The 24,344-nt window shown below is 63.7% G+C and carries 28 protein-coding genes; 2 read left to right on the plus strand and 26 right to left on the minus strand.

Going from position 1 to position 24,344, the window contains the following annotated elements; translation table 11 throughout:
• Window positions 1-4: 4 nt before the first annotated feature.
• The 15 genes from J4G43_RS30100 to J4G43_RS30165 are packed head-to-tail and all read right to left on the minus strand — an operon-like array spanning window position 5 to window position 9,584.
• Complete coding sequence (locus tag J4G43_RS30100) at window positions 5-985, minus strand: hypothetical protein (protein WP_208087190.1); 981 nt, start codon at window positions 983-985, stop codon at window positions 5-7.
• A 10-nt stretch (window positions 986-995) separates the two neighbouring features.
• Window positions 996-2,537, minus strand: coding sequence for a phage tail protein (locus tag J4G43_RS30105; RefSeq protein WP_208087191.1), 1,542 nt, complete (start codon window positions 2,535-2,537; stop codon window positions 996-998).
• Window positions 2,530-2,958 (minus strand): DUF6950 family protein, encoded by a 429-nt coding sequence (locus J4G43_RS30110; protein ID WP_208087192.1) that lies wholly within the window; start codon window positions 2,956-2,958, stop codon window positions 2,530-2,532. The genes J4G43_RS30105 and J4G43_RS30110 overlap by 8 nt, the downstream gene beginning before the upstream one ends.
• The gene (locus J4G43_RS30115; RefSeq protein ID WP_225005209.1) at window positions 2,955-3,563 is read right to left on the minus strand and encodes a hypothetical protein; all 609 of its coding nucleotides are present in this window, start codon (window positions 3,561-3,563) and stop codon (window positions 2,955-2,957) included. Before J4G43_RS30115 ends, J4G43_RS30110 begins: the two co-directional genes overlap by 4 nt.
• A gap of 7 nt (window positions 3,564-3,570) precedes the next feature.
• The gene (locus tag J4G43_RS30120; RefSeq protein WP_208087193.1) at window positions 3,571-4,299 is read right to left on the minus strand and encodes a hypothetical protein; all 729 of its coding nucleotides are present in this window, start codon (window positions 4,297-4,299) and stop codon (window positions 3,571-3,573) included.
• Entirely contained in the window at window positions 4,299-6,194 is a 1,896-nt protein-coding gene (locus J4G43_RS30125; protein ID WP_208087194.1) for a hypothetical protein, read from the minus strand. Before J4G43_RS30125 ends, J4G43_RS30120 begins: the two co-directional genes overlap by 1 nt.
• Window positions 6,194-6,604, minus strand: a complete 411-nt coding sequence (locus tag J4G43_RS30130; protein WP_208087195.1) for an HK97-gp10 family putative phage morphogenesis protein — start codon at window positions 6,602-6,604, stop codon at window positions 6,194-6,196. Before J4G43_RS30130 ends, J4G43_RS30125 begins: the two co-directional genes overlap by 1 nt.
• The gene (locus J4G43_RS55380; RefSeq protein WP_256461298.1) at window positions 6,604-6,732 is read right to left on the minus strand and encodes a hypothetical protein; all 129 of its coding nucleotides are present in this window, start codon (window positions 6,730-6,732) and stop codon (window positions 6,604-6,606) included. Before J4G43_RS55380 ends, J4G43_RS30130 begins: the two co-directional genes overlap by 1 nt.
• A 14-nt stretch (window positions 6,733-6,746) precedes the next feature.
• A complete protein-coding gene (locus J4G43_RS30135) occupies window positions 6,747-7,148 on the minus strand; it encodes a gene transfer agent family protein (RefSeq protein WP_208087196.1) in 402 nt (133 codons plus the stop codon).
• Entirely contained in the window at window positions 7,145-7,582 is a 438-nt protein-coding gene (locus J4G43_RS30140) for a phage tail tube protein (RefSeq protein WP_208070264.1), read from the minus strand. The genes J4G43_RS30135 and J4G43_RS30140 overlap by 4 nt, the downstream gene beginning before the upstream one ends.
• 10 nt (window positions 7,583-7,592) lie before the next feature.
• Window positions 7,593-7,997 (minus strand): DUF3168 domain-containing protein, encoded by a 405-nt coding sequence (locus J4G43_RS30145; protein ID WP_208087197.1) that lies wholly within the window; start codon window positions 7,995-7,997, stop codon window positions 7,593-7,595.
• Entirely contained in the window at window positions 7,994-8,146 is a 153-nt protein-coding gene (locus J4G43_RS30150) for a hypothetical protein (RefSeq protein ID WP_208087198.1), read from the minus strand. Before J4G43_RS30150 ends, J4G43_RS30145 begins: the two co-directional genes overlap by 4 nt.
• Before the next feature lie 11 nt (window positions 8,147-8,157).
• Complete coding sequence (locus J4G43_RS30155) at window positions 8,158-8,499, minus strand: head-tail adaptor protein (RefSeq protein ID WP_208087199.1); 342 nt, start codon at window positions 8,497-8,499, stop codon at window positions 8,158-8,160.
• Window positions 8,500-8,502: 3 nt separating this feature from the next.
• Window positions 8,503-8,913: a hypothetical protein gene (locus J4G43_RS30160; protein WP_208087200.1), complete on the minus strand. Its 411-nt coding sequence runs from the start codon at window positions 8,911-8,913 to the stop codon at window positions 8,503-8,505.
• A 17-nt stretch (window positions 8,914-8,930) separates the two neighbouring features.
• Window positions 8,931-9,584 carry a head-tail connector protein gene (locus J4G43_RS30165; protein ID WP_208087201.1) on the minus strand — a complete coding sequence of 218 codons (654 nt, stop codon included), beginning with the start codon at window positions 9,582-9,584 and terminating at the stop codon, window positions 8,931-8,933.
• A 190-nt stretch (window positions 9,585-9,774) separates the two neighbouring features.
• On the opposite strand from J4G43_RS30165, the gene J4G43_RS30170 reads away from it, so the two are divergent.
• The gene (locus tag J4G43_RS30170; RefSeq protein WP_208087202.1) at window positions 9,775-10,005 is read left to right on the plus strand and encodes a hypothetical protein; all 231 of its coding nucleotides are present in this window, start codon (window positions 9,775-9,777) and stop codon (window positions 10,003-10,005) included.
• Between the two features lie 677 nt (window positions 10,006-10,682).
• Entirely contained in the window at window positions 10,683-11,924 is a 1,242-nt protein-coding gene (nhaA, locus tag J4G43_RS30175; protein ID WP_208087203.1) for a Na+/H+ antiporter NhaA, read from the plus strand.
• Between the two features lie 252 nt (window positions 11,925-12,176).
• Here the strand turns inward: nhaA and J4G43_RS30180 are convergent, their stop codons facing one another.
• The 11 genes from J4G43_RS30180 to J4G43_RS30230 all read right to left on the minus strand — a co-directional run bounded on the left by J4G43_RS30180 (window position 12,177) and on the right by J4G43_RS30230 (window position 24,256).
• On the minus strand, window positions 12,177-12,548 hold the full coding sequence (locus J4G43_RS30180) for a hypothetical protein (RefSeq protein WP_208087204.1): 372 nt from the start codon (window positions 12,546-12,548) through the stop codon (window positions 12,177-12,179).
• Window positions 12,549-12,635: 87 nt separating this feature from the next.
• Window positions 12,636-12,827 (minus strand): hypothetical protein, encoded by a 192-nt coding sequence (locus J4G43_RS30185; protein WP_208087205.1) that lies wholly within the window; start codon window positions 12,825-12,827, stop codon window positions 12,636-12,638.
• 99 nt (window positions 12,828-12,926) lie between these two features.
• Window positions 12,927-14,273, minus strand: a complete 1,347-nt coding sequence (locus J4G43_RS30190; protein ID WP_208087206.1) for a phage major capsid protein — start codon at window positions 14,271-14,273, stop codon at window positions 12,927-12,929.
• Window positions 14,274-14,283: 10 nt separating this feature from the next.
• Entirely contained in the window at window positions 14,284-15,006 is a 723-nt protein-coding gene (locus tag J4G43_RS30195) for an HK97 family phage prohead protease (RefSeq protein ID WP_208087207.1), read from the minus strand.
• Entirely contained in the window at window positions 15,003-16,259 is a 1,257-nt protein-coding gene (locus tag J4G43_RS30200) for a phage portal protein (protein ID WP_208087208.1), read from the minus strand. The genes J4G43_RS30195 and J4G43_RS30200 overlap by 4 nt, the downstream gene beginning before the upstream one ends.
• A gap of 4 nt (window positions 16,260-16,263) precedes the next feature.
• Window positions 16,264-17,964, minus strand: coding sequence for a terminase large subunit domain-containing protein (locus J4G43_RS30205; protein WP_208087209.1), 1,701 nt, complete (start codon window positions 17,962-17,964; stop codon window positions 16,264-16,266).
• The gene (locus tag J4G43_RS30210) at window positions 17,951-18,424 is read right to left on the minus strand and encodes a helix-turn-helix domain-containing protein (protein ID WP_208087210.1); all 474 of its coding nucleotides are present in this window, start codon (window positions 18,422-18,424) and stop codon (window positions 17,951-17,953) included. The genes J4G43_RS30205 and J4G43_RS30210 overlap by 14 nt, the downstream gene beginning before the upstream one ends.
• Before the next feature lie 1,287 nt (window positions 18,425-19,711).
• Window positions 19,712-19,993 (minus strand): HNH endonuclease, encoded by a 282-nt coding sequence (locus J4G43_RS30215; protein WP_208087211.1) that lies wholly within the window; start codon window positions 19,991-19,993, stop codon window positions 19,712-19,714.
• 224 nt (window positions 19,994-20,217) lie between these two features.
• The gene (gene nusG / locus J4G43_RS30220; protein ID WP_208087212.1) at window positions 20,218-20,814 is read right to left on the minus strand and encodes a transcription termination/antitermination protein NusG; all 597 of its coding nucleotides are present in this window, start codon (window positions 20,812-20,814) and stop codon (window positions 20,218-20,220) included.
• A 350-nt stretch (window positions 20,815-21,164) separates the two neighbouring features.
• The gene (locus J4G43_RS30225) at window positions 21,165-23,960 is read right to left on the minus strand and encodes a phage/plasmid primase, P4 family (RefSeq protein ID WP_208087213.1); all 2,796 of its coding nucleotides are present in this window, start codon (window positions 23,958-23,960) and stop codon (window positions 21,165-21,167) included.
• A complete protein-coding gene (locus tag J4G43_RS30230) occupies window positions 23,957-24,256 on the minus strand; it encodes a hypothetical protein (protein ID WP_208087214.1) in 300 nt (99 codons plus the stop codon). Before J4G43_RS30230 ends, J4G43_RS30225 begins: the two co-directional genes overlap by 4 nt.
• Between the last annotated feature and the right edge of the window lie 88 nt (window positions 24,257-24,344).

A 24,344-nucleotide genomic window follows, 5' to 3' on the forward strand; every position in this document is an offset into this window, starting at 1 on the left:
CTGCTTACGGAGCTGCATAGAAGCCCGACATCACAATGAATGCTCCGGTCGCGCCCGGATATGTGTTGTCGTAGTTGTAAATGTTCATGTTCGACGTGTTGATCACGCCCTGCAGCATCTTGCCGCTTACGCCGACCTCTCGACCGAAGGCGCCCGCGTTGCTGCCATTCGAATTGACGGGGTTTGCAACGGTCACGTTGGTAGCCGCACTGCCGTTCGTCGTGATCGTAATGGTCACGGTGAAAAAGACGGACTTGCCGATCTGCTTATAGACGCCGGTTGCACTCGCGCTTGTGAATGAACCACTGCCCGCAGTAACAGCAGGGCTGTAGGACGTCCAAGCACCTATCAGAGCGGAAATCGGCAATCCGCTGTCCTGCAAGACCTTGCCGCTCGTACCATTAAAGCTCGGGACATTGCCGGACGTGGATGAGGCCGGCCCAGTCACCGCGCCGTCGATGTTGGCCTGAATGATGCTCCATTGCGCGCCAACCGTCGCCTGGTTGCCCGAGGCCGTGCCGTCCGTCAGACAAATGAACATGTCGCCGACCTCAACGACCACGCCCGACGCGCCGCCGATCTTTCCAGCAACCGACACGCGGTAGGTATGGCCGCGATCGGCCGCAGGATAGTTGGGGTTGCCGGAACAGTCGGTAACGCCCTTGAACACCATCGCGTCCTGCGCTGCGATCCGCGCGTCGGCATAGGCTTTCACCGCCTTCTGGGTGGCGATGCGCGTGTCGCTGTTCGCGGTAAGCGCAACATCGGTGTCGATCACGTTCGCCGCAAACATTGCGGTGGTGAGATTCGAGATCGCGTTGCTCGCAGCGTCGATCGTCTTATTGGTCAGCGTCTTTGCCGCCCCCGCGAAATAGGTCGCGATCGAGGAGATCAGGATGCCGAAATCACCCGTCGCCGTCTGCGCGGCAACCTTTTCCGTGCCATCGACGGCCTTGTCGGGATCGTCCCAAATGTGACCCGCCATGCAATCCCCCCTAGTTTTGCCGCACGAGAACGGAGTCGTCGTGCCGGCGATAGAATGTGCCGTCCTGGCGGATCAGCGCCGGTGTCGCCGCGCCGAGCGCGGCCAGCGCGTCCCGATCGACCAGTTTCCAATTGAACGTGACCTGCCCGGCCAAAAGATCGACCTTGGCCCTGTCCTGGATTTCGACGACGCAATCCTCGAGGCCGGCGACGTCGGGAAACCGCACGGGGATCCAGCGCCGGCCGAGATAGCGCAGCCCGTAAAGATCGGTCACGAACGTTCCGCCGCTGGCATTGAGGCGCAACATGGCCCGTTCGGCGAGCAAATTCGCCTGCCAGGCATCCTGAACCCAGGAGAGGTCGAGCGGCTTGGCCCGCACCTCGCCGATCCGCGAGATCAGATCCTCATCGCGTACCGAATCGATCTGGTCGGCGACATAGCCTGCCGCCGGGTTGGTGAAGGTAACATCGAGCTGGTTGACCAGCTCCTCATAAGCGATGCCGCGGTTGATGCTCCATCCGAGAATGTGCTTTGCGGTCAGCGGCGCATCGATCGGCTCACGATAGACGCCGACCGTCAATGACAGCGTGCCGTCGCCGGCCTCGCACAGCCAGCCGTCGCAGCTCGCCAGGATCTTGTTGATCACTGATTCCGGCGAGTTGTCGAAACGATAGAAGCCGGCCGAATAATATCGACCGTCGCAAAGATCCGCCTCATCCATCCATTGCGCGAGCGTCGCCGGCGGCAGGATATCGTCGATCTCGAATCCCATGCCGCCGTCAGGCTCGGTCAGGTAATCGATCAATTGCAGAACCGGATTTGGCGAGGCGCGCCAGGTCGACCGGTTGTCCCGCGACTGCGCGGGATCGCGCGGATCCCAAATCGGCGCGCATTTCGCCAGCACCGACGGCAGCGGCAACCCTTGCGGATAACGCTTGGTAAAAACGGATGGATCAACCTGGCTCTGGCAATACATTGCCAGGCAGGAAATTCCCTTGCCTGCAAAATCAGACGTCCAAACGCCGCTCGTGTTTGAGGCGTTTATAACCCCGTTGACGTTCTGCGTGTCGTATCCATAGAAGGCCTGCACAGTTACGCAATTCAGAAACGCATCGGCGCCGACCGACTGCACCACGCAAACCGCGTCATGTGTAAGAGCCGGGATTGTACTGACCGGCTGATCGTGCAGATAGAGCTGCAGAACTGACTCAATGGGACCGCTATGAAATGCAAGCATGTCCTGCGAGTCGCCGCCGGCGCCCAAAAACAGCAGATAGTAGCCGCTGAGCCGGTTGGTCCAATATCCCCGCTGCCGCGACGGTACGGACTGCTTGAGCGGCTGCGCGCCGTTCTCAGGCTTTGGAACGTCCGGATTGCTGAGCGCATATTGCAGACCGATCGACGCGCCGATGATAGCGGCGCTGCCGACGATCGACGCGGCGCTGAAAGTCGCGCCGGCGATCTCGAGCGTCACCGCGGCCGTGCCGATTCCGGTCACAGATGTCGTCGCGCCGATCGTCGAGAGGATCAACAGACCAACGGTCTCAGGCATCAGGCAAACCCCAGGCGCAAACGACCGGCAGCCGAGCCAGCACCAGGCCGGCATCCGGCGTGACCACGGCACGGAGCAGACCCGAAACACAGATCGCGCCGGTCGCGCCGAGCGCGGTCGCGCCATCGCCCATCAGCACAGGCACCCTGACCAGGCAAACGTCGCCGGCGCGCGCATCCTTGACACGACCCACGAGGCCGATCGCGCGAAAGCGCCGGCTGCACGATCTGACAATGCCGCCCTCTTCCTGCATTTGGGCCTCGTACTCGCCGCGGCTGGCATAGCAGCCGCGGCGATCGGCCATCGGATCGGCGAACCCGCGGCCGACCAGCCAATCCGCCATGAAGGTGCAGCAATCGAGCCCGCCATAGGCGAAAGCTCGGTCAGAGACCCGCGCAAGATAGTCAGAAAGACGGATCACGAGAACACAGGCCAGGTCTTGTTGAAGCCGTGCGCGTAGTTGGTCACGAGATCGCAGGCCCGATCGCCAGGAAAGCGCCGCTTCTGATCCTGCTCCGTAAAATAAGACAGGCTCGGCCGGCGCCGGCGCGTGAAGCGCGTTCCCGCCGATAGCGAAACCAGGCGGACGATCGGATCGCCCGGCCGCGCCGGCTGTTGCTGCCCCGAGAGAATGTCGGCGACGTAACTCGCCATCCAGTGCAGGCTGCCGAGCAAGCCCCAATCCTGCCCCATCAGACCGATCCCGACATCGGCGCGTGCACCCTGGATCGCCTCGGCGTCATCGCCCTGCGAGATCTGGAGCACTTCGCCGCTGACGCCCGACATCACGAACTCGACGCGCTCGGCCGCGCCGTTGATCAGCTGATTGATCGCCGGCACGTTCTGCAGCTCGCCGAGCCCCCGATAGACCGCACCATCCACATCATAAGCGTTGATGCCTGGCGCGATGTCGCCGAATCCGAGCCAAAGACGCACGACCGGATCGGTCTCGAGCCGAAAGAACACGCCGAGGCGCACGACGCCGGAATCGAGCGCCTCGAGCTCGCTATCGTTGAAGGTCAGCATGCGCGGATCAGCTCACTGGCGCTTCGATGAAATCGACACTGGCGGAATTGAACGTCCAGGGCTGGACCGAGAGATTCATCGACTCCGGCTTGGCGAGCCGCATCGTGCAACATGGCCGGTCGAATTCCAGCTGCTCGCCGTCCCCGACCGCCTCGCGCAGCGGCGGCCCGAAGGTGATGGTCGCATGCGCATGATCATCGTCGGCATAGACGACGGTCGCGATTTCATAGAGCCGCCAGCCGACAGTCGGATGGCGAACCGAAAAGCTCTCGCCGCCGACGAGCTCGGCCGCCAGGCGAATGTCGATCGCCATGCTGGTCGCGCGCAGATCCGCACCGCCGTCGCAAACAATATCGATCATGGCCTGATAGTGGCTGGTGCCGTCGCTGAAGCTCGAACCGTCGCTGTGCGGCACGGTCACGGCGCGCGCGATGCCGGGCGGATAGGGAATGAACAACGCGTCATTGCGGGGCACCACGATATTGTTGACGCCGCCATCACAGACCTGCCGCACCGCGCGCCAGAGCAACGTCGACAGGCGCTGCCGCTCCCGACCCTTGCCGGGACCCGAAAGGCTGACATCCGACATGACGCAGGACCAGAACCCGCCTCCATCGGTCCGGACGTAGGTCGACGTCGAGTCCATCGTCACCCCCGGCGTTGCCGCGACGCCAAGCGGGTTCCAGCTGAGGGTTTTCTCGCGCAGCAACGCGCGAGGAAAATAGATCTGCGGCATCAGCCAACCCCCGTCGACTGCATGCGCTGCGTCGAGACGAGCACCTTCGAGATCTCGCCGAGCTTCCGCTGCGTCGCGATCTGGGCGCGCTGCAGGTTCTCGATCGTGGCGGGGCTGATCTCGCCGGCGATCTGGTTGACGATGCTCAAAGTAGTGCCGCCCGCGACGCCGCGGCGCGCGATGTTGTTCGGAATGACCCGGGCGCCGCGCGGCAGATTGACAAGCTCCTTGCCACGCTCACCGACCCAGGCGAGGCCGCCTGGTGCGGAGTCGGTCCCCTCGGCAAATCCCGGGATGATGCCCTTGAGGAAGCCAGCGAAGGGCGATAGCCCGCCGCTCGACGGTGCATTGAAGATTGAGCCGACTGCGGCATTCAGGCCGGCCTTACCCAGCGTCTTCAGAAGGTTCTTAAGGGCCTCGTCCGCATTCTTCGATTCAAAAACGATGTCACCGAGCGCGGTCGAAATGCTCGATCCCAATGTGGAGCTGGCACTGTTGAGCTTGTTGACGGTCTCGCGAGCCTGATCCATCGCGGCCGTGGCCGTGCCGATGTTCTGCGACGCGGTCAGGAATGCTTCCCCATGCTCCTTGGTCAGTGTGATGCCGGCCGCCTGCAGAGCCTGCGTCGCGCTCATGCTGGCGCGGAACTTCTCGTAGGCGTCGATTTGCGCCTGCGTGACCTCGCCATCGTCCTTGCGGATGGCGTTGAGCAGCTCGAATTCGGCGCGCAGCTGCGCCTGGACGGCATTGTTTTCGGCCACAGCGAGCGTATCGGCCTTCAGCACTGCGGTGTGGCGCGTGATCTGCTCTTCGGTGCGATCGAAAGCGTCCTTGCCATTGCCCTCCTCTTTGGTCGACAATGGCACATTGCTGAGCCCGCGGCTCGTATCGCGTGTCGATGTGCCTCCCTGTCCCTTGCCGGCGGGATTGAAGGCGCGCTGATCAGCCCGCGCACTCGCCGAGGTGTTCAGCCCAGCGCTTTCGTCGATCTGCCCTCCGGCGGGACGCGCGTCGATGAAGTTCTGGAGCGTGCCGGCGGCCGCCCGGACCTTGTCGGCATCCTGCGCGAACCTGTCGAGCGGCCCGCCCTTGAACAGCTCGAGGAACCTGGCCGCAAGCTGCAGCAGCGAAACGATGTCCTGCAGATCGGTCTTGATGAAGCTGAACAGGTTCTGGCCGAGGTAACTCTTGACGTTGTCCGTCGCCTTCTTCCATGCGTCGTCGAACGCCTTCGCCTCGTCCGCCAGCTTCTGCAGATCCGGCGCCGTGTCCGCAGCCGCCCGCGCCAGCTGCGTCGTGCGCTCGGCGCCGAGCTCGAGGAAGCGAACCATGCTCTGGGTCTGGCCGGCGGCCTTAGCTAGGTCGATCTTCTGGATCTCGGTGCGGGCGTTCTGCACCAGGTTCGACACGATCTCGAAGGTCTGCTGCAGGTTCAGCGCCTGGACGTTGACGCCCTGCAGCGCCTGCGGGTTGGCGTCGAAGAGGTTGCTGAGCGAGTTCTTCTCGCCACGCTGCAGCTGATCGAGCAGCACCGCGAGATTGCGCAGGCTGGCTGTCACGTCGTCGACCGGCGCGCCGAACTTGCCGGCGGCCTGCTGCACGCCGAAAATCTCGTTCATCGAGACGCCGACCAGCTTGGCCGTCGCGTCGAGCTCGGTGAAGCGCTTCGTCAGGTCCTGGACCAGATCGATCGCCTTCTCGAAGCCCTTGGTGACGAGATTCGAGGCGAAGTTGCCGAGGAAGGATGACGCGGCCGGGTTCAACCGGGAGAAGCGGTCCTCGATCCCCGACGCCGTGCGGTCGGCGATATCGCTGGCCTGCTTCATGTCCCGCTCGAAGCGCGACAGCTGCGCCGAGAGCGCGACGACCAGCGCTGCGGTGTCGTTGCCAGCCACTATTCGGCACTCCGGCTCTTGATCGACTTCGTGATCTTGCGCTTCATGGCCGAGATCATCTTCTTCTTGGTGAGGCGATAGGTCGGGAAGAAGAACGGCTTGGCCGCCATCTTCGCCGTTCCGAACTCGTCGGCGCGGGCGTAGTCGAACGGTTTGCTCGAGACGGCCGGCCGCGTGGTCAGGCGTCCGCCGGCGACGACACGCACGACCGTGTCCTTTGTCCGGTCGGGCACCTTGCGAACGGAGTGTTCGAGGTTGCCCTCGTCATGCGGCGCTGCCAGCACCATCAGCCGAACAAGGTTGTCGGCCTGGGCGTTCAGCTCCTTGACGGCCTCCGCGTGCACCTCGGCCTTCAATTCCTCGGTGAGCTTGCGGAAGCGCTGGACGCTCTGATTAATTCGCCTTGCCATCAGCTGTTCAGCCACTCCCAGAGCTCGTCCGCTTCGCCGGCGGTCAAAGCACCGCTCTCCTCGCTGGCGCCAGCCACCAGCGCGAAGAACTGCCACATCGACATCGCGTCGATCTGCTGCGGCGTCATCTGCAGTTTCGCGCCTAGTCCGTAGAGCGCTCCGAACCGGATCTTTCCGTTGGGGAGATCGTCGATTCTCGATCCGGAGCTGGCGATTTTTTTTCGATCTGCTCCTCGGGAGCACCCGTGCAGCCAGCCGCCATGATGGCGTAGGCCGTCAGCCGGTTCTCCGCCGGCGGCCGGTCCTCGACATACAGCCGAACCAGCTTGGTGGCCTCGACCGGCGTCTTGCCGCCCCCGACCAGGCCCCAGCGGATGACGCCCGAGATGTCCTCGAGGCGGCAGGTGCCGTTGCGCAGTCGATCGAGGATGACGAACGGTCCGGCATCGCAGGCTTCCTGCAGCTTGGCGAGCTCGCCCCAGCCGAGGCGAAACTCGTAGGTGCCGTCCCCCCAGTCGAGCGTAACGGAGGCGTTGCGGCTCAAGAGACCACCCTGGTCAGTTCGCCGTCACTCTGCATGTCGACGTTCGCCGTGGCGCGCCCGCCCTGTTGTGCGCTGGCGGTGAAGACCGCAACATGCATGAGCCCGGTCCAGGTGATAGTCTTGGCCGGGAACTCGACCTCGACCTTGACCGGAATGCTGTCGACGCTCTCCCAGGCTTCAAGCCACGTCTCGACCGACTCCGCCGCGAGAACGCCCTCGCCCGCGATCGCCGCCGAAAGGCTGGTGGCATCGCGGCCGACCCAGGCGACCGCGTCGGGATCGTCGCAGTCCGGCAGGTTCACTTCGGACAGGTTCTTGGTCAGCGTCAGCGACTTCGAGGTGAAGCCGCACGGGGCGGTGTAGACGATCGGCGATCCACCGTCGCCGAGAAACACCCTGAACTTGCCAAATCGCGCCGTGGTCGGTTTCGCCATCGTCGGTCTCCTATGGTTGCTCGATGAACGCCGCGAACTCGATCGCGGCATGACTAGTGAGCCCGTCCGGCTCGGGTAGAATCCTGGTCTGCCGATGCTCGAGGAGCACCAGCGCATTGTCCTTGAGCTCGAGCTCCTGCTCGGTCAGTGCCAGTCGCACCTGCTCGGCCACGCGCTTGACCTCCGGCAGGCCGACCTTCTGCGACCAGGCGTCGATCTGAATGGTGATATCGAAGCCGGTGATGCCATCGGCGTCGCCGCTGATCGCCTGCTCCGGGCCCCAGCTGACGTAGGGATACGCCGCGTCCGCCCGAACACGATCGAAGACGCGTCCATCAATCAGATCCGTGAGCCCGGGATAGGCCTTCAGACGCGCCACGACGACGCCCTGCAGCTCCAGCGACGGACTGGTCACGCGCCTTGCTCCGGCTTCTTCACCACCTCACCGGCGCCGGCAGCGACGATGGCGCGGACCGCGGCCTCCGGCACCCGCTCATAGCGCTTGCCGGCGGCATAAACGACGATGACGGCCCGTCGCGGCCTATAGTCGAATGTGCGGGTCATCAGGATCGTCTTCACGTGGCAACGCCCGCCTGGCACAGCAGCTCGAGGAACGCGCCGGCATCGGTGGGGTCGGCGATCGAACGGATGTTGTAAGTCTCTCCGGTGCGGGTATCCCGCGCCTGCCAGTCCGTCTTGATGCGGGCGGTCTGCTCGCTGCGCCGGACCGTGATGGTCAGCGGCTGCTGCCCGGACAGGCGCGCCGCCGTCACGGTCTCGCCGCCGAAACGCGCCTCGACACCGGCCCAGACCACGAACTGCTCGACAAATTCGGACTGGGTGTTTCCATAGCCATCGTCGACGTCTTCACGCCGATCGAAGGCAATGCGGTGGCGAAGCGCGCCGGCCTGGGACATGGCTTAAAGCGTGACGCCCGGCGCCTGGATGTCGATCGACAGCACGGTCGCCGACTTGGCGAGGCCGAGCAGGCAGACGTTCTCGCCGGCGCCGAGATCCGCCTCTGGCTGGATGCCGCCAGGCGTCTCGCTGAGATAGTAGCGCGCGCCAGGCGTGAGCGTCGCACCCATTGTGATGTCACCAGCGGTCTGCACCACGATCGGCTGATCCAGCGCGCAGCCATTGAGCGCGATGCCGCCAGCCTTCTTGGCTTCGGCGGTTGCGGAGTTGCTGTCTGCGAGCATCCACTTCTTGGTGGTCGACGACAGATAGACGGTCTTGCCGGCGGCGATGACTTCGCCGCCGACACCGGATTTCTTGACGGCGTTCGAGCCCGCCACGACGCTGGCGGCAGTGATAGTAAGGTCGGCCATGGATGGTCTCCTGTTGGTTAGCCGTAGATGCGCGAGGTCGAAATCATCTGCATGATGTGAGCCGGCAGCTCGACCACCTGCTGGCGCGAGTCCGAGACGAAGCTCTCCCGGTTCTGGTACAGCGCGCCGATGTAGAGTTTCAGCCAGGCCTTCACCGGCGCCGGCAGGCGGTCGACCACGGCCGGATCGGCGTCGGGGTTCGCTACGGGATAGCCGCATGTGAATCGGATCTTGACCGACCCGGCATCGTTCCGCGTCGCGGGCCAGCTCTGGCCGAAGGGCGGCGCGATCGCCTGGCGCTTGATGGAGCCCTGCCCAAGCACGCGATAGCCGCTGACGGACGCCAGCGTCTGCGTTGCGCCGGCGGAATCGAGATAGGTCACGCTGTCGATCGAGATCAGCGGCGGGTATGGCAGCACGATCGCGCCGAGCGGATAATCGTCCGAGCAACAATCGGCCTGCCAGAAGCCCGCCAGCTGCAGCTCCCAGGTCTGCGGCCGCAGCGCCCGGCCGAGCCAGCCGCCACCGGCGGGATCGACTTGGTCAACGGCCGCCTGGGTCATGCCGTCGATCAGATCATTGTCGTCGTCGAAATCGACGCGGAGGTGCCGCTTGACCTCGTCGCGGGTCAAGACGTCTGTGTCCGGCGCCGTGATCAGGATGGCAGTCATGGACTTTTACGACCCTCTGGAGCGGCTTCAGCGACTCGATGGTGTTGGGCTGCCGACCTTGCTGATGCCGGCCGGAGTGCTAGGCTGCCCTCAATTTGGGCTCACCCATATTTTGCTTTCAGTGTAAGCGGTGATCGCGGCGCGGCGTTCCTCTGCGGCGTAATTCGACCTGCCCCCGCGGAGAACTGTTGTGCCGGTCAAGCTTCCTGAGACGGACCTCAAATCAGCTCAAAGCATCGGAAACATCGAACTCAAAGACGAACGCGGCGAGCACGTCGGACAGTACTTCTTTGGCAAGGGCCACGGCCGAACCGTCTTCTTGTTCGGCAGATACAAAGGCACCTTCAAGACCCACGCCGAATGTCAGGCCTTCGTCAACGGCGTCCTGGCTGTGATCGAGGACCGGCGGCCTCACCCTTGAGGGGAGTGTGAACGGGTTGCCGCCGCAAGGTCCATTGCTGCGATAATCGCATCTTCACTCTCTAGGGTGTACTCATTAACTCGCAGATGTCCGATCTTGGGGACTAAGCGGAAATATTCGGATCGATCAGAGCATTACCGGTTTTGACCCATAGCCGACCTGTGTCGTTGAGAAACGTTGGACATCGATCGCATCTATGTAACCTACGAAGAAACGACCTCTCTGACTGTCTAGCCGTGTCATGCTGGAGTATCGACCTTTGAAAATCGCTTTGGCCGCTGTGGGGGCTCTACTGCTCAGTCTTCTCGGTCTGATGATTTGGATCGGAGTCACGTACCTCTACCGGCCGACAGATCTTTTGGTCTGCCAGGGCGAAAACGAGGATGCTTGCTCTTATCATACAGATTTCGTGAGCTGCGCCGGCAGCCTAGAGACGGTGGCAAAGAAGGCATGTAGCCGCTACGAAATCATGTCGGCTCCCGAATTTGAATCCAAGGGCGGCAAATGCGATTATCGAACCACGCGCGTGATTTGTAAGCGGTGAGTCGGCTTGTTGGGGGCATTCTTGCAAGGTTGAATTGTTGCCCTCACGATGTATAAGGGCGCATGGGTGCTCGCTGCATTGAGCAGCGACAGGTTAAGCGATGGTCGGGCCGCCACGCGGAGCGTGTATGCCCATGAACGATCAGTTGCCCGCCCAGGATTTGCCAACCAACGGCCTGCCGAAACCGCTTTTCGACAGGGCCCTCGCAACACTCCAGCATTTCCTGCATATCGAGGCCGTCAGCGGTATCGTGCTGCTCGTGGCTGCGGCAGCGGCTTTGCTATGGGCCAACTCACCCTTTGCCCATTCCTATCACGCCGTATGGAACCTATCGATTCCGCTTCGCCTCGACAGGTTTGCCTTCGAGAGACCGCTGCATTTCTGGATCAACGACGCGTTGATGACGGTATTCTTTCTCGTCGTCGGCATGGAAATCCGCCGTGAAATCCATGAGGGCGCGCTGAGCAAATTCGATCAGGCTATTCTGCCCGTGCTGGCGGCCTTAGGCGGGGTCGTTGTTCCTGCGCTGATCTATCTTTGCTTCAATGCCGCTCCGGCGCGTGACCATGGCTGGGCGATACCTACCGCAACGGATATCGCGTTCGCCGTCGGCGTGCTGGCGCTGCTCGGAAAATCCATTCCAGGCAACGTGCGGGTCTTTCTGCTGGCGCTTGCTATCATTGACGACATCATCGCGGTTCTCATCATCGCGCTATTCTACACCAGCGGACTTGATCCCAGCGGCTTCGCCGTTGCCGCGCTCGGCGTTCTCATGGCGCTTGGCTTCCAGCGGATCGGGCTTAGCTCCGCATTCGCCTACATCGTGCCGGCCTTGATCGTCTGGGCGGGATTCCTCATGGCCGAGATTCATCCCACACTTGCAGGCGTCGTGCTTGGCCTGATCACACCGGTACGCTCGCCCAGCCCGGAGATCGAGCCGCCGGTCATCCGTGTGGAGACAGCGCTGCATCCCTGGGTCGCTTATGCCATCATGCCGCTCTTCGCGCTGGCGAATGCGGGTGTCAGCTTCAAGGGCATGGACCTAAGCGGTGGCGGCCAGCTCGTGACGCTCGGTGTTGCCCTCGCCCTGTGTGCGGGGAAGCCGGTCGGCGTAGTCGGTGCTACGTGGCTCGCGGTGTACACGGGCTGGTGCCGTCTGACACCGGGCGTATCATGGGGCGGCATCTGCCTCATAGGGCTCCTGGCTGGTGTCGGCTTCACCATGTCGATCTTCATCGCCATGCTCGCCTTCACCGACGACAAGCTGCTGGATGCCGCGAAGCTCGGCGTGCTCCTTGGCTCGCTAATCTCAGTTACCCTCGGCCTTGGATGGGGGGCTGAATACGCTCATCGGCAACGAAAAGGCGAGCGATGAAGAGGTCCGCTTGTGGCCCTTCTGCGACTTCGGGCAAGGTCCGCTCTTCCGCCGCTGTTGGGGGTTGAGCGGACATCAGTCGGCCAACCGTTTAATGAGTACACGTCCTAGTTTGCTCAGCGCGGCTCTTTAATTGTCTGAAGATGAATCGACACGTGAAAGCGCGCGGATCTGCCGCCGTAGCCGCAATCGAGACGCTCGGTGGAGCATTTTTTTAGATGATGCGCGGGCCTTAAGACCCGCGCGCTTCGATCAGGCGACCAAGATGTGAAACGCGCCGAGCTTGGTGGCGCCGCCCTGGGCCAACGAGATCTTGACGCGATCGCTGGCCATGCCGATGCGGGCAAAGACGCCGGTGCCGCCGGCGGCGTAGAGCGCGGCCACACCGGCCTGAGAATGGGTCGCGGCGCGCGGATAGACGACTGCCGAGGCGTTGACGTCCGCCTGGGTCCAGATGTTCTCGCCGGTCGCTTCCGCGGTGATGGTGAAGTCGACGCCATTGGCGTAGCCGTTCGAACCATCCTTGACGTATTGAATGCTGTGGATCTCACCGGCGATGCGAGGGCTGTAGGCAGTGGCGTTGCCGCTGCCGTCCGTGGTGACGCTGACCTTGTATCGACGCATGGATGCTCGTCCTTCTCGGTTGTGGCGCGTTGGTAGCGCCGGGGTCGTCGGCGGGCGGAGTGCCCGCTTCCTTGGAAACTGTCGCGTCTACTTGTTGCCCTCGGGCTTCTCGGCCTTGTTGCGCGGTTTGCGCTCAGCCTTCATCCGCTCGACCTTGTCGGGATGCTTCGTCAGCAGCTCCTCGCCGAGCGCATCGCTGACTTCGATCTCGGCGCCAGGCACCAGCGTGTCCCGCGACACCGAGCTGATGTGCAGTTGTTCCGTCATTCGCAGCTTCATGGCCCTCGCTCCTGGTTTGCTCTGCCCCTACCCTAGACACGGAAAAGCCCGGGCCGTTGCCAGCCCGGGCTCTCCCCTCATCTCGCCGCCCACCCTTGATCAGGAAGCGAGTGCCGTCGAGAACGTGCCCTTGATGAAGGACTCCGGCCGATATACCGCCAGCGCCAGGCGTTCCTCGGCGCGGATGGTGACCAGGTTCTTGCGGAAGTTGTCGCTGTCCTCCGTCGAGATCTCGACGTTGGCGTCCTCGCGGTCGAAGATCTGCGCACCGAGATTGAAGGCGCCGGTGAGGAAGCGATCGACCGTCATGGCCTGCGTTTCGACCACCGGCAGGCGCCACAGCCGCGGCTCGATACCGCCCTGCGGATTTGCCATCAGGTAGTCGCCGACGTCGGTCTTGGTCAGCTCGATGTCGGCCCAGTCGGACGGATGCATCACGATGCCGTTCGCCGGGTACTCCGCCAGGAAGGCCTGCAGGATCGCCAGGCGGATGACGTCGATCTTGGTCAGGTTGCCGGCCGCGGACGGCACGATCGGCGCCGAATAGGCGGTCGCCTGGGTGTAGATGCCGTTGAGGTCGGTGCCGGTGCCGGGACCATTCAGCAGCTGGCCCTCCTCGACATACTGCAGGCCATAGCGCAGGCGACCGTCGATGTAGGACTGCAGCTGCGGCACGTCGTCCAGGATCTGCCTGGTGGCCAGCACCCAGTGCGCGATGGTTGACACTCCCGAGTTGACGATATCGAACTGGATATCGGACTGCGGCTTGGTGGCGCCGGTCGTCTCCGAGACCGTTGCGGCGTTGTTGGTGAAGCCGGTCTCCTTGACGTACTGGATCGCATTCTTGTCGGTGCGGCCGGGCGTCAAGAGATCGCGGATGGTCATGCGGCGCTGCGGCGGCGCCACAATGCCGGGCACGCGGGTCGGCACAATCAGGTCGCCGGCGGAGCCGTCTGCGACAGTCGTCGCCGCCGAGATGATCGCCTTGACGGCAACCGAGACACGGCCCTTGCGGCCGCCCGCGAGGAAGGCCTTCACCGCATCGTCGCTGACCACGGTCTCACCAAGCGATTTCGCCTTCTCCGGCCCGCCGCCCTGGCGCAGCTGGGTCATCTTCTGCTCGAGCTCGGTCATGCGCTGGCTCATCTCGTTGTGCTTGACCAGCGCTTCGTCGGCCGCCTTCTTGGTCTCGGTCGTGGTGGTGCCGAGGTTCTTCAGCTCGGTCTGCGTGGTCTCGGCCGACTTTTTGACGTCGTCGGCGGCGGTCTTGAGCTGGGTCGCGAGCTCGCCGATCTGCTTTTCGAGGGCCGCGATGCCGCCAGCGTCAGCGACCAGGCCCGCGAAGCCGTGGGCATGCGACATAGCGGAGTAGTCGAACACGGTGACCGCGACGATCGCGATCGCCACGATGCAGGCAAACGCCAGCAACGGCGTAAAACGCTTCATGTGATGTTCCTCAGGTTTTGGTGGTGATGGAGCGCAGCGACGCGAGCGCGTCGGATAGCGCGGACTTGATCGCCTCGCCGCTGCTTTCGGACTCGCTCCGAACAGCCTTCGCATAGCCGACAGAGGCGATCTGTACGGCCATGGCTTTCGGAATGCCTGCCTCGCGCAGGACATCCTCGAATTCCTTGATGGACGGCGGCTCGCCATCGCGCAGGCGCTGCGCGAATTCCGAGAGACGGCCGTCACTCTTGACGCTATCGACACGGGCCCGGCGGTTCGCCGGAAATGACACGATCGAGGCCTCGAGTAGGTCGAGCTTAAGCAGCTTGCGCGGCTCGCCGGCGTTCGACGGCTCGACGTCGACCTCGCGATAACCGATCGACATCCCCTGGACGGCGCCGGCCTTCAGCATGATCAGCGCCTCGTCGGCGCGGCGCACGCCCTGCAGCAGCTGGCCCTTGGCAAAAAGGCCCTTGCCGTCGTCGGACATCTCGTTCCAGACGCCAATCGGCTCGTCCGGATTGTGCTGCCACAGCATCAAGGGATAGGTGCCCTCGCGGGTGTGCTTGGCCAGGCTGTCGGCGAAGGCGCCCGGCATCACCGCCTCGTTGTAGCTGTCGCGCACGCCGAACACGGACGCATAGCCTTCGATCGCGCCGGTCTCGCCGGCGGCTTTGACCTTGAAGGCGAAGTCCTTGGTGCGCATCGAGGCGTCGGCGTTCTTGGTCTTCATGGCACGGGTTCTCCGGGAGCCGGCTGCACCGCCTTGGGTGGTACCTTGCCGAGCATGTTGAGCGGCACCAGGTTGGACTGCACGGTCAGGACGTTGCCGCCATCCATTGGCGGGCGGTTGTCGAGGGCGCGGCCTTCGTTGCGTGTGAGGTAGCCGTTCTGCCCCAGCGAGGAGAGCAGCGCGGCGCGGCCGGCGCTGTCGGCGCGCAGCAGCCCCTCCACGTTGAACTCCGCGAATATCCTCCCACGCTCCTTCGGCAGCACCAGGCGCTTCTTGATGGCCTGTTCGATGCGCGTCAGATACGGCCGCAGGCCGAGCGTGAGCCAGCCCAGCATGATCTGCTCGATGCCGCTGCCCCACATGGTCTGCCCGTCGGCGGAGTGGCCAATCAGCACCGGCGGCACGCGGAGCCAGCGGCAGATCTCCTCGATCGAGAAGCGCCAGGTCAGCAGCATCTCGGCATCCTTCGGCGGCAGGCTGACGGACTTGACGTCGAAGCCCTGCTCAAGGAGGCCGGCATTGGTGGCCTCCCCGCCGACATAGGGATCAATGAAGGCCTTGCGGAAGTCGTTGCGCTGGGTCTGATCCATCTTCACGCCTGGCGGCGAGGTGAAGAAGATCGAGCTCTTCATGCCGTTGCGGAAGGTCGCGCCGGCGGACGCGGCGATCGCCTCGGCGATCGACAGGCTCTGGTGCGCGAATGCGACCACCGAGAGACCGCCGCCGTTGCCGTCGTCGCCAAAACCGCGGATGTGGAAGACATCATCCTCTGTCAGGCCGATGTATCGCTTGCCGCGATGGGTGAAGCTGTAACGCAGAACACCCTTGTCGTCGCGCTTGCGGTCCATGTCCCCCGGCGCCGCCGACAGCGGCGTCAGCGAGATAATCGAACCATCCTCCCGCTTGTCCTTCAACGAATAGGCGTTGCCGAAGACGCACAGCGAGATCACCTGCCCTTCCCAGAACTCGGCCGCGGTCTGGTCCGCGTTAGGACTGTCATGCAGCACGCCATAGAGCAGATGGCCGTCCGCCGGCGCCTTGCTGCCGTCCCGCTGCTTCTCATACATGCCGAGCGGCAGCGTGCTGATGGTCTCGCTGTTGAGGCGGACGCAGGACCAGAACGCCGACAGCTGCATCGCGCCGTTCGGCCCGACGTCCCGGCCGGCCCAGGTGTCGCCCTTACCGCGCCGCGAATTCTCGGGATCCTGCACTTTCAGCGCAGGCTTTTGCCACCACGATGTTAGCCAGCTCATGGCGTCAGGCCATCACGGCGTTTTTGAGAAAGTCGCTGACGTCGAGCGTTCCTTGCGGATTCCAGCTCATCAAAATTGTGGCTTCGAACAGCGCGATCAGCGGATCGATCTTGGCGCGACCGGAGATCTGCTTGGTGATCATCAGATGATTGCCCCGGGGCTCGACCTTGGCATTGCCCATCACCCACGCCATCAGCAGCTGGTCAGCGTGCCAGAAGGTGCCGTCGTCGAGCTTCAGCTCGAGCCCGTACATCGCCGGCGCCAGGGCCGGGCCTTGCAGCAGCCGGCGGATCTGCGCGGGCTCGATGCCACCCTCTGCCAACGCCTCGAACACGGCCGCGGCGTTGTTCGGGTCGACGCCAACGGCGTCCTTCTGGGGCAGCAGACCGGAGGCCCGAACCTGCTTCACCAGCGCGACAAAGCGCGCGTGGCGCTTGGCTCCATCGCCGATCGTCAGCGATTTCTCGGCCTCGAAGTCCTTCAGCACGGGCGCGATCTCCTTGCGGCGCTCCAGCACCTTCGGATCGGCAAATGCATGGCACCAGGACAGCCATTCGCGCGTGACGCGATCGCGGCCGATGACAGCGAGCGCAAGCAGATCGTCGAGTCCGCCGCCGTCGGCGCCGAGCGTTACGACGTCGCAGCGCGCAAGCAGCGATTCCAGGGTCAAGGTCGGGTCGACCGCGGCCTCCCAGAAGTCCGCGCCGCGCCAGCCATCGGCGCCGAGGCCAACGCCGATCTCGATGTTGAGGTGCTGCGAGGCCCAGATCTGCTCGGCCTCCTCGTTCACCTTGCCGTTGTTCTGGTAGTCCTCGGCTAGGCGCTGCGGGTCGATCGAGCGGCCGAGATTGGGCAGCAGCGGGGCCCAGTTGTCGACGTCGCGCCAGTACTCCTGGTCGCGCTGAAGTGCCTGCGGATATTCGTACAGCACCGGCAGCAGGATTGGATTCGGCCCGCCGACGCCGTCGCGGATCGCGCGGGCCTTCTTCAGCTCGGTGCGCCAGATGCCCGCCGGCGGCTCGTCGGACTGCGTCGTGATCATCAGCACCTGGCCGCCCTGCATGGTGATGCCGCCGCCGCGGATCTGTTGCATCACGGCCGCCGCCTTGGCTTTCTTGCCGAGCTCGTGCAGCTCGTCGATGATGGTCAGGATCGGGATCTCGCCGGTGACGATCGTGGTGTCGAACGTCTTGACGTCGAGCTTGGTGCCGGTCTTGCGGCGGGTGATGCACTTCAGGTGATCCTGCACCTTGAAGATCGCGTCGAGCCGCTTGTCGAGGCGGATCATGCCCTGCGCCTGCTCAAAGCAACGCTCCGAGATGTTCTGGCTCGGCGCGACCAGCAGCATCTGCCGGTTAGGCGCCTCCTCCATGAACAGCGCAGTGAGTCCGAGCGCGGCGACATAGGTCGTTTTCGAGTTCTTCTTCGGCACCATGCAGAGCAGCTCCCACACCAGGCGGCGCCTGGACGCGGGATCCTCGCTGGCCAGGAAGGCGACAAGGATGTCCTTGAACCACTCGCCGCAGGCTTCCGACATCGGCGGATTGCCGGTGACGTCGGGAAGCCGAAGCCGGTTGAAGAACGCCAGGGCTTTCGCGGCCTTGGCGTCGTTCAACGGCACCTCGGCCATCGGGATCTGGCCCGCCTGGATGCGCTGCCACCAATCCGGGCAGGCGAAGCGCGGCAGGATCTCAGTGGACAGCATTCGCTTCCTGTTCCAGCTCGGCCATCAGGTCGGCGTCGGCATCGAGCGCGCGCTGCTCGTCGACCAGCTTCTTCCCGATGCGTTCGGCCGCGGGCTTGTCGGCGGGATGCGCCGCCATGTCGGTCTCAACCTGCATGCGGTCGTTGCGCTCGACATAGGCGAGCCACAGGCGCATCGCGCCGGCGTTGCCGTCCTGGACGCCGCGCCAGAGCTGCAGCGCATAGGCCGTCTCCATGCGGTCGCGCATCGCGTCGCGAACTTTGAGCTCGGCTCTAAAATACCGCTTCACGGTCGCCGGCGAGACGCCGATCGCGTTCGCCATGATCCCGATCGACTTGCCCAGCGCAAGCAACAGCTTGATCTTGTTGCGATCTTCTTCGCTCGGCTCATAAGGCGGCCGCCCGCGCTGACCTTGGCGCAGGCGAACCGGATTGCCGAAGAGGTCGAAAACATCGCTCACAAGAAAAAAATCCCCGAATGAGTTGGGCGCCGGTCCGCGGACCCGGACTTTCTGGACTTTTGCCCCGCCCCCTCCCGTAGTTTGCGCGGAAGGCTATCTGCGGTTTCTAGGGCGTGTACTCATAAATGTCGGCTTCCCTTCATGCACGCGAGCTACTGCACGCGCTGCACCGGGACGATGAGCGAAGATGATGACCTATCGACCCACTACGCTCTAGCCAAGCTACTTAGCTGCCCCCGTCGTAACTCCTGGCGCCGGCGTAACTCCGCGCCGCACTTGGCGCGCCTCACGGCGACCCTCGCGGCGCACTTGGCGCGCGTCACGGCGATCCTCGCGGCGCTCGTGGCGCCCCTCACGTCGATCTTGACGCCTTTCCATGCCAGCAGTCTGCGCCTCCGCGTCAGGGACCATCAGCACGGTCGGGAACGCGGCAATTGCAGTCGCCAAGCCGAAAGAAGAAAGAAGCTTCCGTCGAGAGATCATGACTGCCTCCCTCACTGGACTGCCCCAAGATTAGAAGTTTACTCGCTCTGCCCGTCCTCGTCTTGATCTATGTCGTTGGACGGATGCGCTCACATCCACCATCCTTCGACGGTCGCGCCGTCGCGCGCGCTTCAGCTCGACCTCGACCACGTCATCATGTCGGGACATCCATCGACACACATGCTTGCACTGCGCCACCGCGCCGAAGCCTCCTTTCGCAAGACAGGTCAGTGCTACTGAATAATCATTCGGCCGCCTACTCGCTCCGTCCACACTGATGTAGATCAACCCGAGGCGACTGAGTTGGTTTATACTTGCCGTGCGGGAGAGCTTGAGGAGGATCTCATGATCTCTCGGCGAAAGGCTCTTTCTTCTCTCGGATTGGCGACCGCGTTTGGCCTGATAGCGCTCCCTGCGATGATGGGGTCCTTGCCCGCTTTTGGCGGTGCTTTCTCGCATCGGCGGTATTTGGGGCCGCCATGCCAATAACGACGCGATATCAACATGGAGACCGATCATGAAAAAGCTCAGTGTGTTTGCGATTATCGTTGGAGGCGCGTTATTGGCGGCGGCGCCCTTCTCGTTTCAGTGGTCGCCTGAAAAGAACGTGGTGCTATCCCTTGACCGTGCTGATGCCCGAGTAGGACGGCCGCTAACAGCGACGAGCGTTGCAGGCGTCGGTCGAAGGACTGCGCGACGGGCATATCGCCGCGGATACTAACGGCGGCTGGGCTGGCGGTCGCTGCGGACGTCACCCGCGCACCCTGCCTATAGGCCGCCTGCTGGGCGTGGAGTTGTAGTTTCTCAATGCCACACACCACGCTGATGCAAGGTGGCTTGCTCTTCACGCTGCTTGATCGTGTCGTGGCACGCTTTGCAGAGCGTCTGCAGATTGGCGTCATCCCAGAACAGGCGCTCGTCGCCGCGATGCGGCTTGATGTGATCACACACCAGTAGTGCTGTGTTGCCTTCGAGGTGGCCGCACTCTGTGCGCTGGCAGGTGAACAGGTCACGCTGGAAGACTGAGAGCCTGAGAGCCTGCCACCGGGCCGTCTTGTACCAGCGCTTCCATGGTGGTGCAGGCATCTACCCTCAGGCGAAAGATCGGGCCGCATGGAACATGAAACCATGCGGCCCGAAGTCAGGGAGGAAACGCCCAAGGAGGGCAACGGCAACGAACCGCGCTACCGCACACCCTAGTCACGACAAAGCCCGACCTGATCAGGCCGGGCTTTCGCTTTGGATACAGTGAGGGATTGATGAAGCGGGCTTTTCGCTTCGCATCTCGGAGCTCCCTCCCCTAAAGGCGGCTACGACAAGATGTAGTCGCGCAATGCCTGAGTCCGTCCCTCAGAGTCAAGCGTCTCGATCGCATCCTCGAACGCGGACCACGGTCTTACACAGACGATTTCGTCTTCGACCATGATCGTGATGGGCTTCTTGCGCCGGCGATATCGCTGTTTCTTCTTACCGGCCGGTGCCACCCGTTGCACCGGAAAGGATTGCAGTGCAATCGGCCGCTCGGTGTTCTCGCGCCGACGAACGCGGTCAATCTCGTCATCCGTCAACTCGCCGAGGATGCCGACGACGCCAGGCGTAGCGACGATCTGTTGCCAATTCTGATCAGTGGCCCACAGGAAGACGAAGACGTAGCCGACAAACATCGGCACACGTCGCTCGATCTTACGCCCGCGCGAGACGATGGTTTCATCGCATTCCGGCACGTAGATGCCGAACCTGCGCTTGATCAGCTCAGCCTCGACATCGCGTGAGCTGATCTCGACGGCATACCACCGGGGTTCCACATCCGGCGATAGCTGCGCCGTTCGCGGATCGAACCGCACATATGGCCTAGCAAGCTCCGCTATCACCTCCGGCGAGAATGCCGCCGGCAACTTCGTCGTCATGTCCCAACATCCCGATCTCCACCCGGTTTGCTGGCGTCACCCGCCTGTTACGGCGGTTCGAGAAATGGTCGTGACTGACGACCATTTCTCCGGGAGGATCGATGGGAGCTTGCCTAAGGCTCTCTTTCGATCCTCCCGTTCCGAAAAAGCATTGCAGGACAAGGCTTTCTCTAATCACTTGGGAGGTTGGGAGGATTGGGAGCTTGTTTCTATATCTGATATGTGTGCCTGCGCGCGCACGCATGTAACGTATGGAAACAAGCTCCCGAAATTCCCTCAACCTCCCGAACGCTGAAAACTCAACGGCTTACCGCAGTTTGATTCTTCCCAACTATGGGAGGTTGGGAGGATCAGATCTCGACGTCTCCAGCATCTACAGCCTCCTTCTCCCCGTCCGCGCGCATGCGCAGCGGGTTGCCTTCGTGGTCGACGAAGTCGTTCACGCTCTTGGTGAGCTTGATGTCGAGAAACCACATCACGTTGGATTGCTTGCTCTTGTAACCGCGCTCCTGCAGCGCCAGCGACAGGCCGCGGTTCTTCCAGGCGTTCTCGCCGGAGGCCTTGCACCAGGCCTCATAGACCTGATGCAGCACGCTCGATTGCACGCGATCGCCGATACTGTCGACGACGCAGGCGGCCAGGAACCGACCGAGTGGGTCGGAGGCCGATCGATACTCCGCCGTGGCCTCGACCACCTCAGCAGGCTCCTGCAGGCCCTTGTCGAGCCAGACGCGCAAACCATCGAGCAGCCAGTTGAGAATGCCGGACGCTTCGGCGCGCAACTTGTCGCCGAGATGGATGTCGCGCTCTTCCTTTGGAATGGTGACGCCGAACGGCACCAGGCGCACGCGGCGCCATATGCCTTCGTCGGTGCCAGAGATCGTCGGCCGGTAGTTGCCCGACATCGTCAGCTTGAACTGCGGATAGAACTTGAAGAAGTCGCGGTTGAGATGCCGCGCCTGGATCGGCTCGCCGCCGGTCACGAGCTTGACCAATGCCTCCGCCAGCTTTGCGCCCTTCTCCGGCTCCGACGTCCGCAGCATGCGAACGCCGGGCAGGATAGCGAGATCCGGGGTCGCCTGGCCCGCGCCGCGCGACTTGCCGTGGTCGAGGAACGTCTCGATCGGGACCGTCTCACCGTAGTCGCCGGCGACGTAGGACACGGCATCCATCAGCACGGATTTGCCGTTCGAGCCCTTGCCGTAAAGGAAGGCCAGCAGCTGCTCGGTGACACCGGTGAGCGACACGCCCAGCCATTGCTGCAGGAAGGCCCGCATCTCGGCCTGTGGCTGTACGCGGGCAAGGAAGCTATCGAACACGCTGCGCTCGGCGGCGGGATCAAAGTCGACCGGCGCGAGCTTGGTGATCATGTCGGCCGGATCATGCGGCCGGAAGTCGACATAGTCGGCGTCCTCACGTTTGGCGATCACCAGCGTTCCGTTGCGGACGTTGATCTTCATCTTGTCGGCATCGAGCTTGTCGATCGACACGGCGAAGTAAGGCGCCCCCCGCTTGGACAGCGCGCCCAGCTTGTTGACTGCCTCGGAGCTGCGGCCCCATGACGCGACCTTCTCGGAATAGAACGTCTTGTTGCCGTCGCGGTCGACCTTGAAGACGAAGTCGCGCGCGCCTCGCGGCGCGTCCTTGTCGTCTTTGCAGCCGCTAGCCTTCAGCTCCTTGGCCTCCTCCTGGATCATCCGCACGGTGTCGTGCTCGGCGATCTTGACGAGCTCCTCGGCGCCTTCCCGGCTCCAGCGGCGGCCGTCCCAGCTCAGCCACCCGATCGCAGGGCACCAGAGCAGCCGATCCTTATAGCGCTCGCGGAAGCGCTCGGCGTTGCCGAGGTCCGTCAGCGGGAAGAACGCCAGGCGCATGTTGCGCGCCTCAGACGTTTCCGCCGGTGGGTTCGGCGGCTCGCCCCCCGTACCCCAGCCGCCGGCCGATACGCGCGCTGCTCCCGTTTGGGAGCTTGGCTTGCCATTCGTCCCCGGTGGGGGTGCAGGGGCAAAAGAAGAATCGGGAGGATTGGAATCGTCGGACGGCCGCGCGGCGCCGGCGGAAGGCGAGCGGCGGGAAGAGGCCATGCGGTCGGCCGCGTCGGCATCCTCCCTGCGGCCGTCATCTCGAGTCACACTCCCACTCTGCCCGCGGCCGCGCGGCCGGCTCTGCCGATCCGCCGCCTGGCGGCGGATCTCGTCGAAGTCGCGCGGTTGGGTCCGGCCCTTGCGAAACCCACTCTCGATCGTGGCCTTAACCGCGCGCAGACCATCGTCGCGGATCAGCCCGCAGTCCGCGGCCGCGTTCTCGAGCGAAGCGCGGACGAAGCTCTCATTGAGCCCGCCGGCGGCGACGAACTGCGCCAGCTTCAAGCTGGCGATGTTGAGCGCGTCGTTGCGGCCGCCCTGTCCGGCGTTGCGCACGCCCTGCAGCTCGGCATCGAGGGCGGAGAGGCAATATCTACGGACAGCATCATCACCGGCGGCGATCGCGCCGTCGCCCTTGCCGGCCGGTGGCTTCACGCCGGCGGCCGCACGCGCGCCGATGCCGGGTCCTTGCGCAGGTTTCTCCTCGAAGGCACCGCGCCGCAGCACCAGATTGACCAGCGCCGCCGGCGCCGGTGCGATCGCCGTCTCGGCATCGCCGCCCCAGGCGTAGGCAACGCCGTCGTCGCGCAGCGACGGCGGCAGCACCACATAGCCATTGTCGCCGCGGATGTCGGTCTTGGATTGCGGGCCCAGCAGATTGCTGCGGTTGAGGATCTCGTCGACGTCGTCGGGCTTCTGAAACCACAGATGCACGCCGCCGCGTGGCGTCCTGGTGAACAGCGTCGCCGGCAGCAGGCCGCCGATCGCGCCCTCGAGCGCAAGCTGCAGCCCGGCCGCCTCGAAGATCTCGCCCGTCTTCTTGTCCTCGCCGGCGTCGAAGTCGACCACGAACACGCCGATCGCACCGGGCGAGAAGCCGATCATCGCCCGCGGCCAGCGCTTCCACCAGGCGCGGATCGTATCGGCCTCGATGGTGGCCAGCTTGTAGCCGCCTTCGCCCTCGACGTCGCTCTTCACCAGCGGCTGCTTGGTCTTGGGATGACACGGGAAGACGGGCCAGCCGCGGACGGCATAGGCGAGCGCGTGGTCGAGTATGCTCATTCGGCCGCGGCCTCGTCTTTTGGCTCGGCCTCAATGTCATCCGCCGCGCCCGCTGGCGCGATCCGCTCACGTGCAGCGCCGGCCTTGATCCGATCGAGCATGACCTGGTCGCTGGTAATGACCTCGATCAGGCGCACCATGCCGGCGTAATCGTCACGCCGGCGCAGCTGGCCTGGATCAGCTTTCTTCAGCAGGCCTTCCGCAACGAGCGCGTCCTGGGTGATCTGGATCCGCTCCATCTCTGCGTAGGCCGTCCGAAGCATGCGATCGAGGTTGGTCTTGCCGGGTGGCTTCATTCAGATGTCCCGCCGTTCGATCGAGCGCGCTTGCGCGCGCGTTGCGCCTTTCGCACCGCGGCCTTCCGCCGGCGCCGGCGTTCCGCGC

It is taken from the genome of Bradyrhizobium barranii subsp. barranii (assembly GCF_017565645.3).
In the GTDB taxonomy this organism is placed as follows: Bacteria; Pseudomonadota; Alphaproteobacteria; order Rhizobiales; family Xanthobacteraceae; genus Bradyrhizobium; species Bradyrhizobium barranii.

What these genes read in the sequence shown, in the direction of transcription:
- J4G43_RS30100 (WP_208087190.1), bottom strand. Translation starts at nt 985, where the DNA reads ATGGCGGGTCACATTTGGGACGATCCCGACAAGGCCGTCGATGGCACG.
- J4G43_RS30105 (WP_208087191.1), bottom strand. Translation starts at nt 2,537, where the DNA reads ATGCCTGAGACCGTTGGTCTGTTGATCCTCTCGACGATCGGCGCGACG.
- J4G43_RS30115 (WP_225005209.1), bottom strand. Translation starts at nt 3,563, where the DNA reads ATGCTGACCTTCAACGATAGCGAGCTCGAGGCGCTCGATTCCGGCGTC.
- J4G43_RS30120 (WP_208087193.1), bottom strand. Translation starts at nt 4,299, where the DNA reads ATGCCGCAGATCTATTTTCCTCGCGCGTTGCTGCGCGAGAAAACCCTC.
- J4G43_RS30130 (WP_208087195.1), bottom strand. Translation starts at nt 6,604, where the DNA reads ATGGCAAGGCGAATTAATCAGAGCGTCCAGCGCTTCCGCAAGCTCACC.
- J4G43_RS55380 (WP_256461298.1), bottom strand. Translation starts at nt 6,732, where the DNA reads ATGACGCCGCAGCAGATCGACGCGATGTCGATGTGGCAGTTCTTCGCG.
- J4G43_RS30140 (WP_208070264.1), bottom strand. Translation starts at nt 7,582, where the DNA reads ATGGCGAAACCGACCACGGCGCGATTTGGCAAGTTCAGGGTGTTTCTC.
- J4G43_RS30150 (WP_208087198.1), bottom strand. Translation starts at nt 8,146, where the DNA reads ATGACCCGCACATTCGACTATAGGCCGCGACGGGCCGTCATCGTCGTT.
- J4G43_RS30155 (WP_208087199.1), bottom strand. Translation starts at nt 8,499, where the DNA reads ATGTCCCAGGCCGGCGCGCTTCGCCACCGCATTGCCTTCGATCGGCGT.
- J4G43_RS30160 (WP_208087200.1), bottom strand. Translation starts at nt 8,913, where the DNA reads ATGGCCGACCTTACTATCACTGCCGCCAGCGTCGTGGCGGGCTCGAAC.
- J4G43_RS30165 (WP_208087201.1), bottom strand. Translation starts at nt 9,584, where the DNA reads ATGACTGCCATCCTGATCACGGCGCCGGACACAGACGTCTTGACCCGC.
- nhaA (WP_208087203.1), top strand. Translation starts at nt 10,683, where the DNA reads ATGAACGATCAGTTGCCCGCCCAGGATTTGCCAACCAACGGCCTGCCG.
- J4G43_RS30180 (WP_208087204.1), bottom strand. Translation starts at nt 12,548, where the DNA reads ATGCGTCGATACAAGGTCAGCGTCACCACGGACGGCAGCGGCAACGCC.
- J4G43_RS30185 (WP_208087205.1), bottom strand. Translation starts at nt 12,827, where the DNA reads ATGAAGCTGCGAATGACGGAACAACTGCACATCAGCTCGGTGTCGCGG.
- J4G43_RS30190 (WP_208087206.1), bottom strand. Translation starts at nt 14,273, where the DNA reads ATGAAGCGTTTTACGCCGTTGCTGGCGTTTGCCTGCATCGTGGCGATC.
- J4G43_RS30195 (WP_208087207.1), bottom strand. Translation starts at nt 15,006, where the DNA reads ATGAAGACCAAGAACGCCGACGCCTCGATGCGCACCAAGGACTTCGCC.
- J4G43_RS30200 (WP_208087208.1), bottom strand. Translation starts at nt 16,259, where the DNA reads ATGAGCTGGCTAACATCGTGGTGGCAAAAGCCTGCGCTGAAAGTGCAG.
- J4G43_RS30205 (WP_208087209.1), bottom strand. Translation starts at nt 17,964, where the DNA reads ATGCTGTCCACTGAGATCCTGCCGCGCTTCGCCTGCCCGGATTGGTGG.
- J4G43_RS30215 (WP_208087211.1), bottom strand. Translation starts at nt 19,993, where the DNA reads ATGCCTGCACCACCATGGAAGCGCTGGTACAAGACGGCCCGGTGGCAG.
- nusG (WP_208087212.1), bottom strand. Translation starts at nt 20,814, where the DNA reads ATGACGACGAAGTTGCCGGCGGCATTCTCGCCGGAGGTGATAGCGGAG.
- J4G43_RS30225 (WP_208087213.1), bottom strand. Translation starts at nt 23,960, where the DNA reads ATGAGCATACTCGACCACGCGCTCGCCTATGCCGTCCGCGGCTGGCCC.
- J4G43_RS30230 (WP_208087214.1), bottom strand. Translation starts at nt 24,256, where the DNA reads ATGAAGCCACCCGGCAAGACCAACCTCGATCGCATGCTTCGGACGGCC.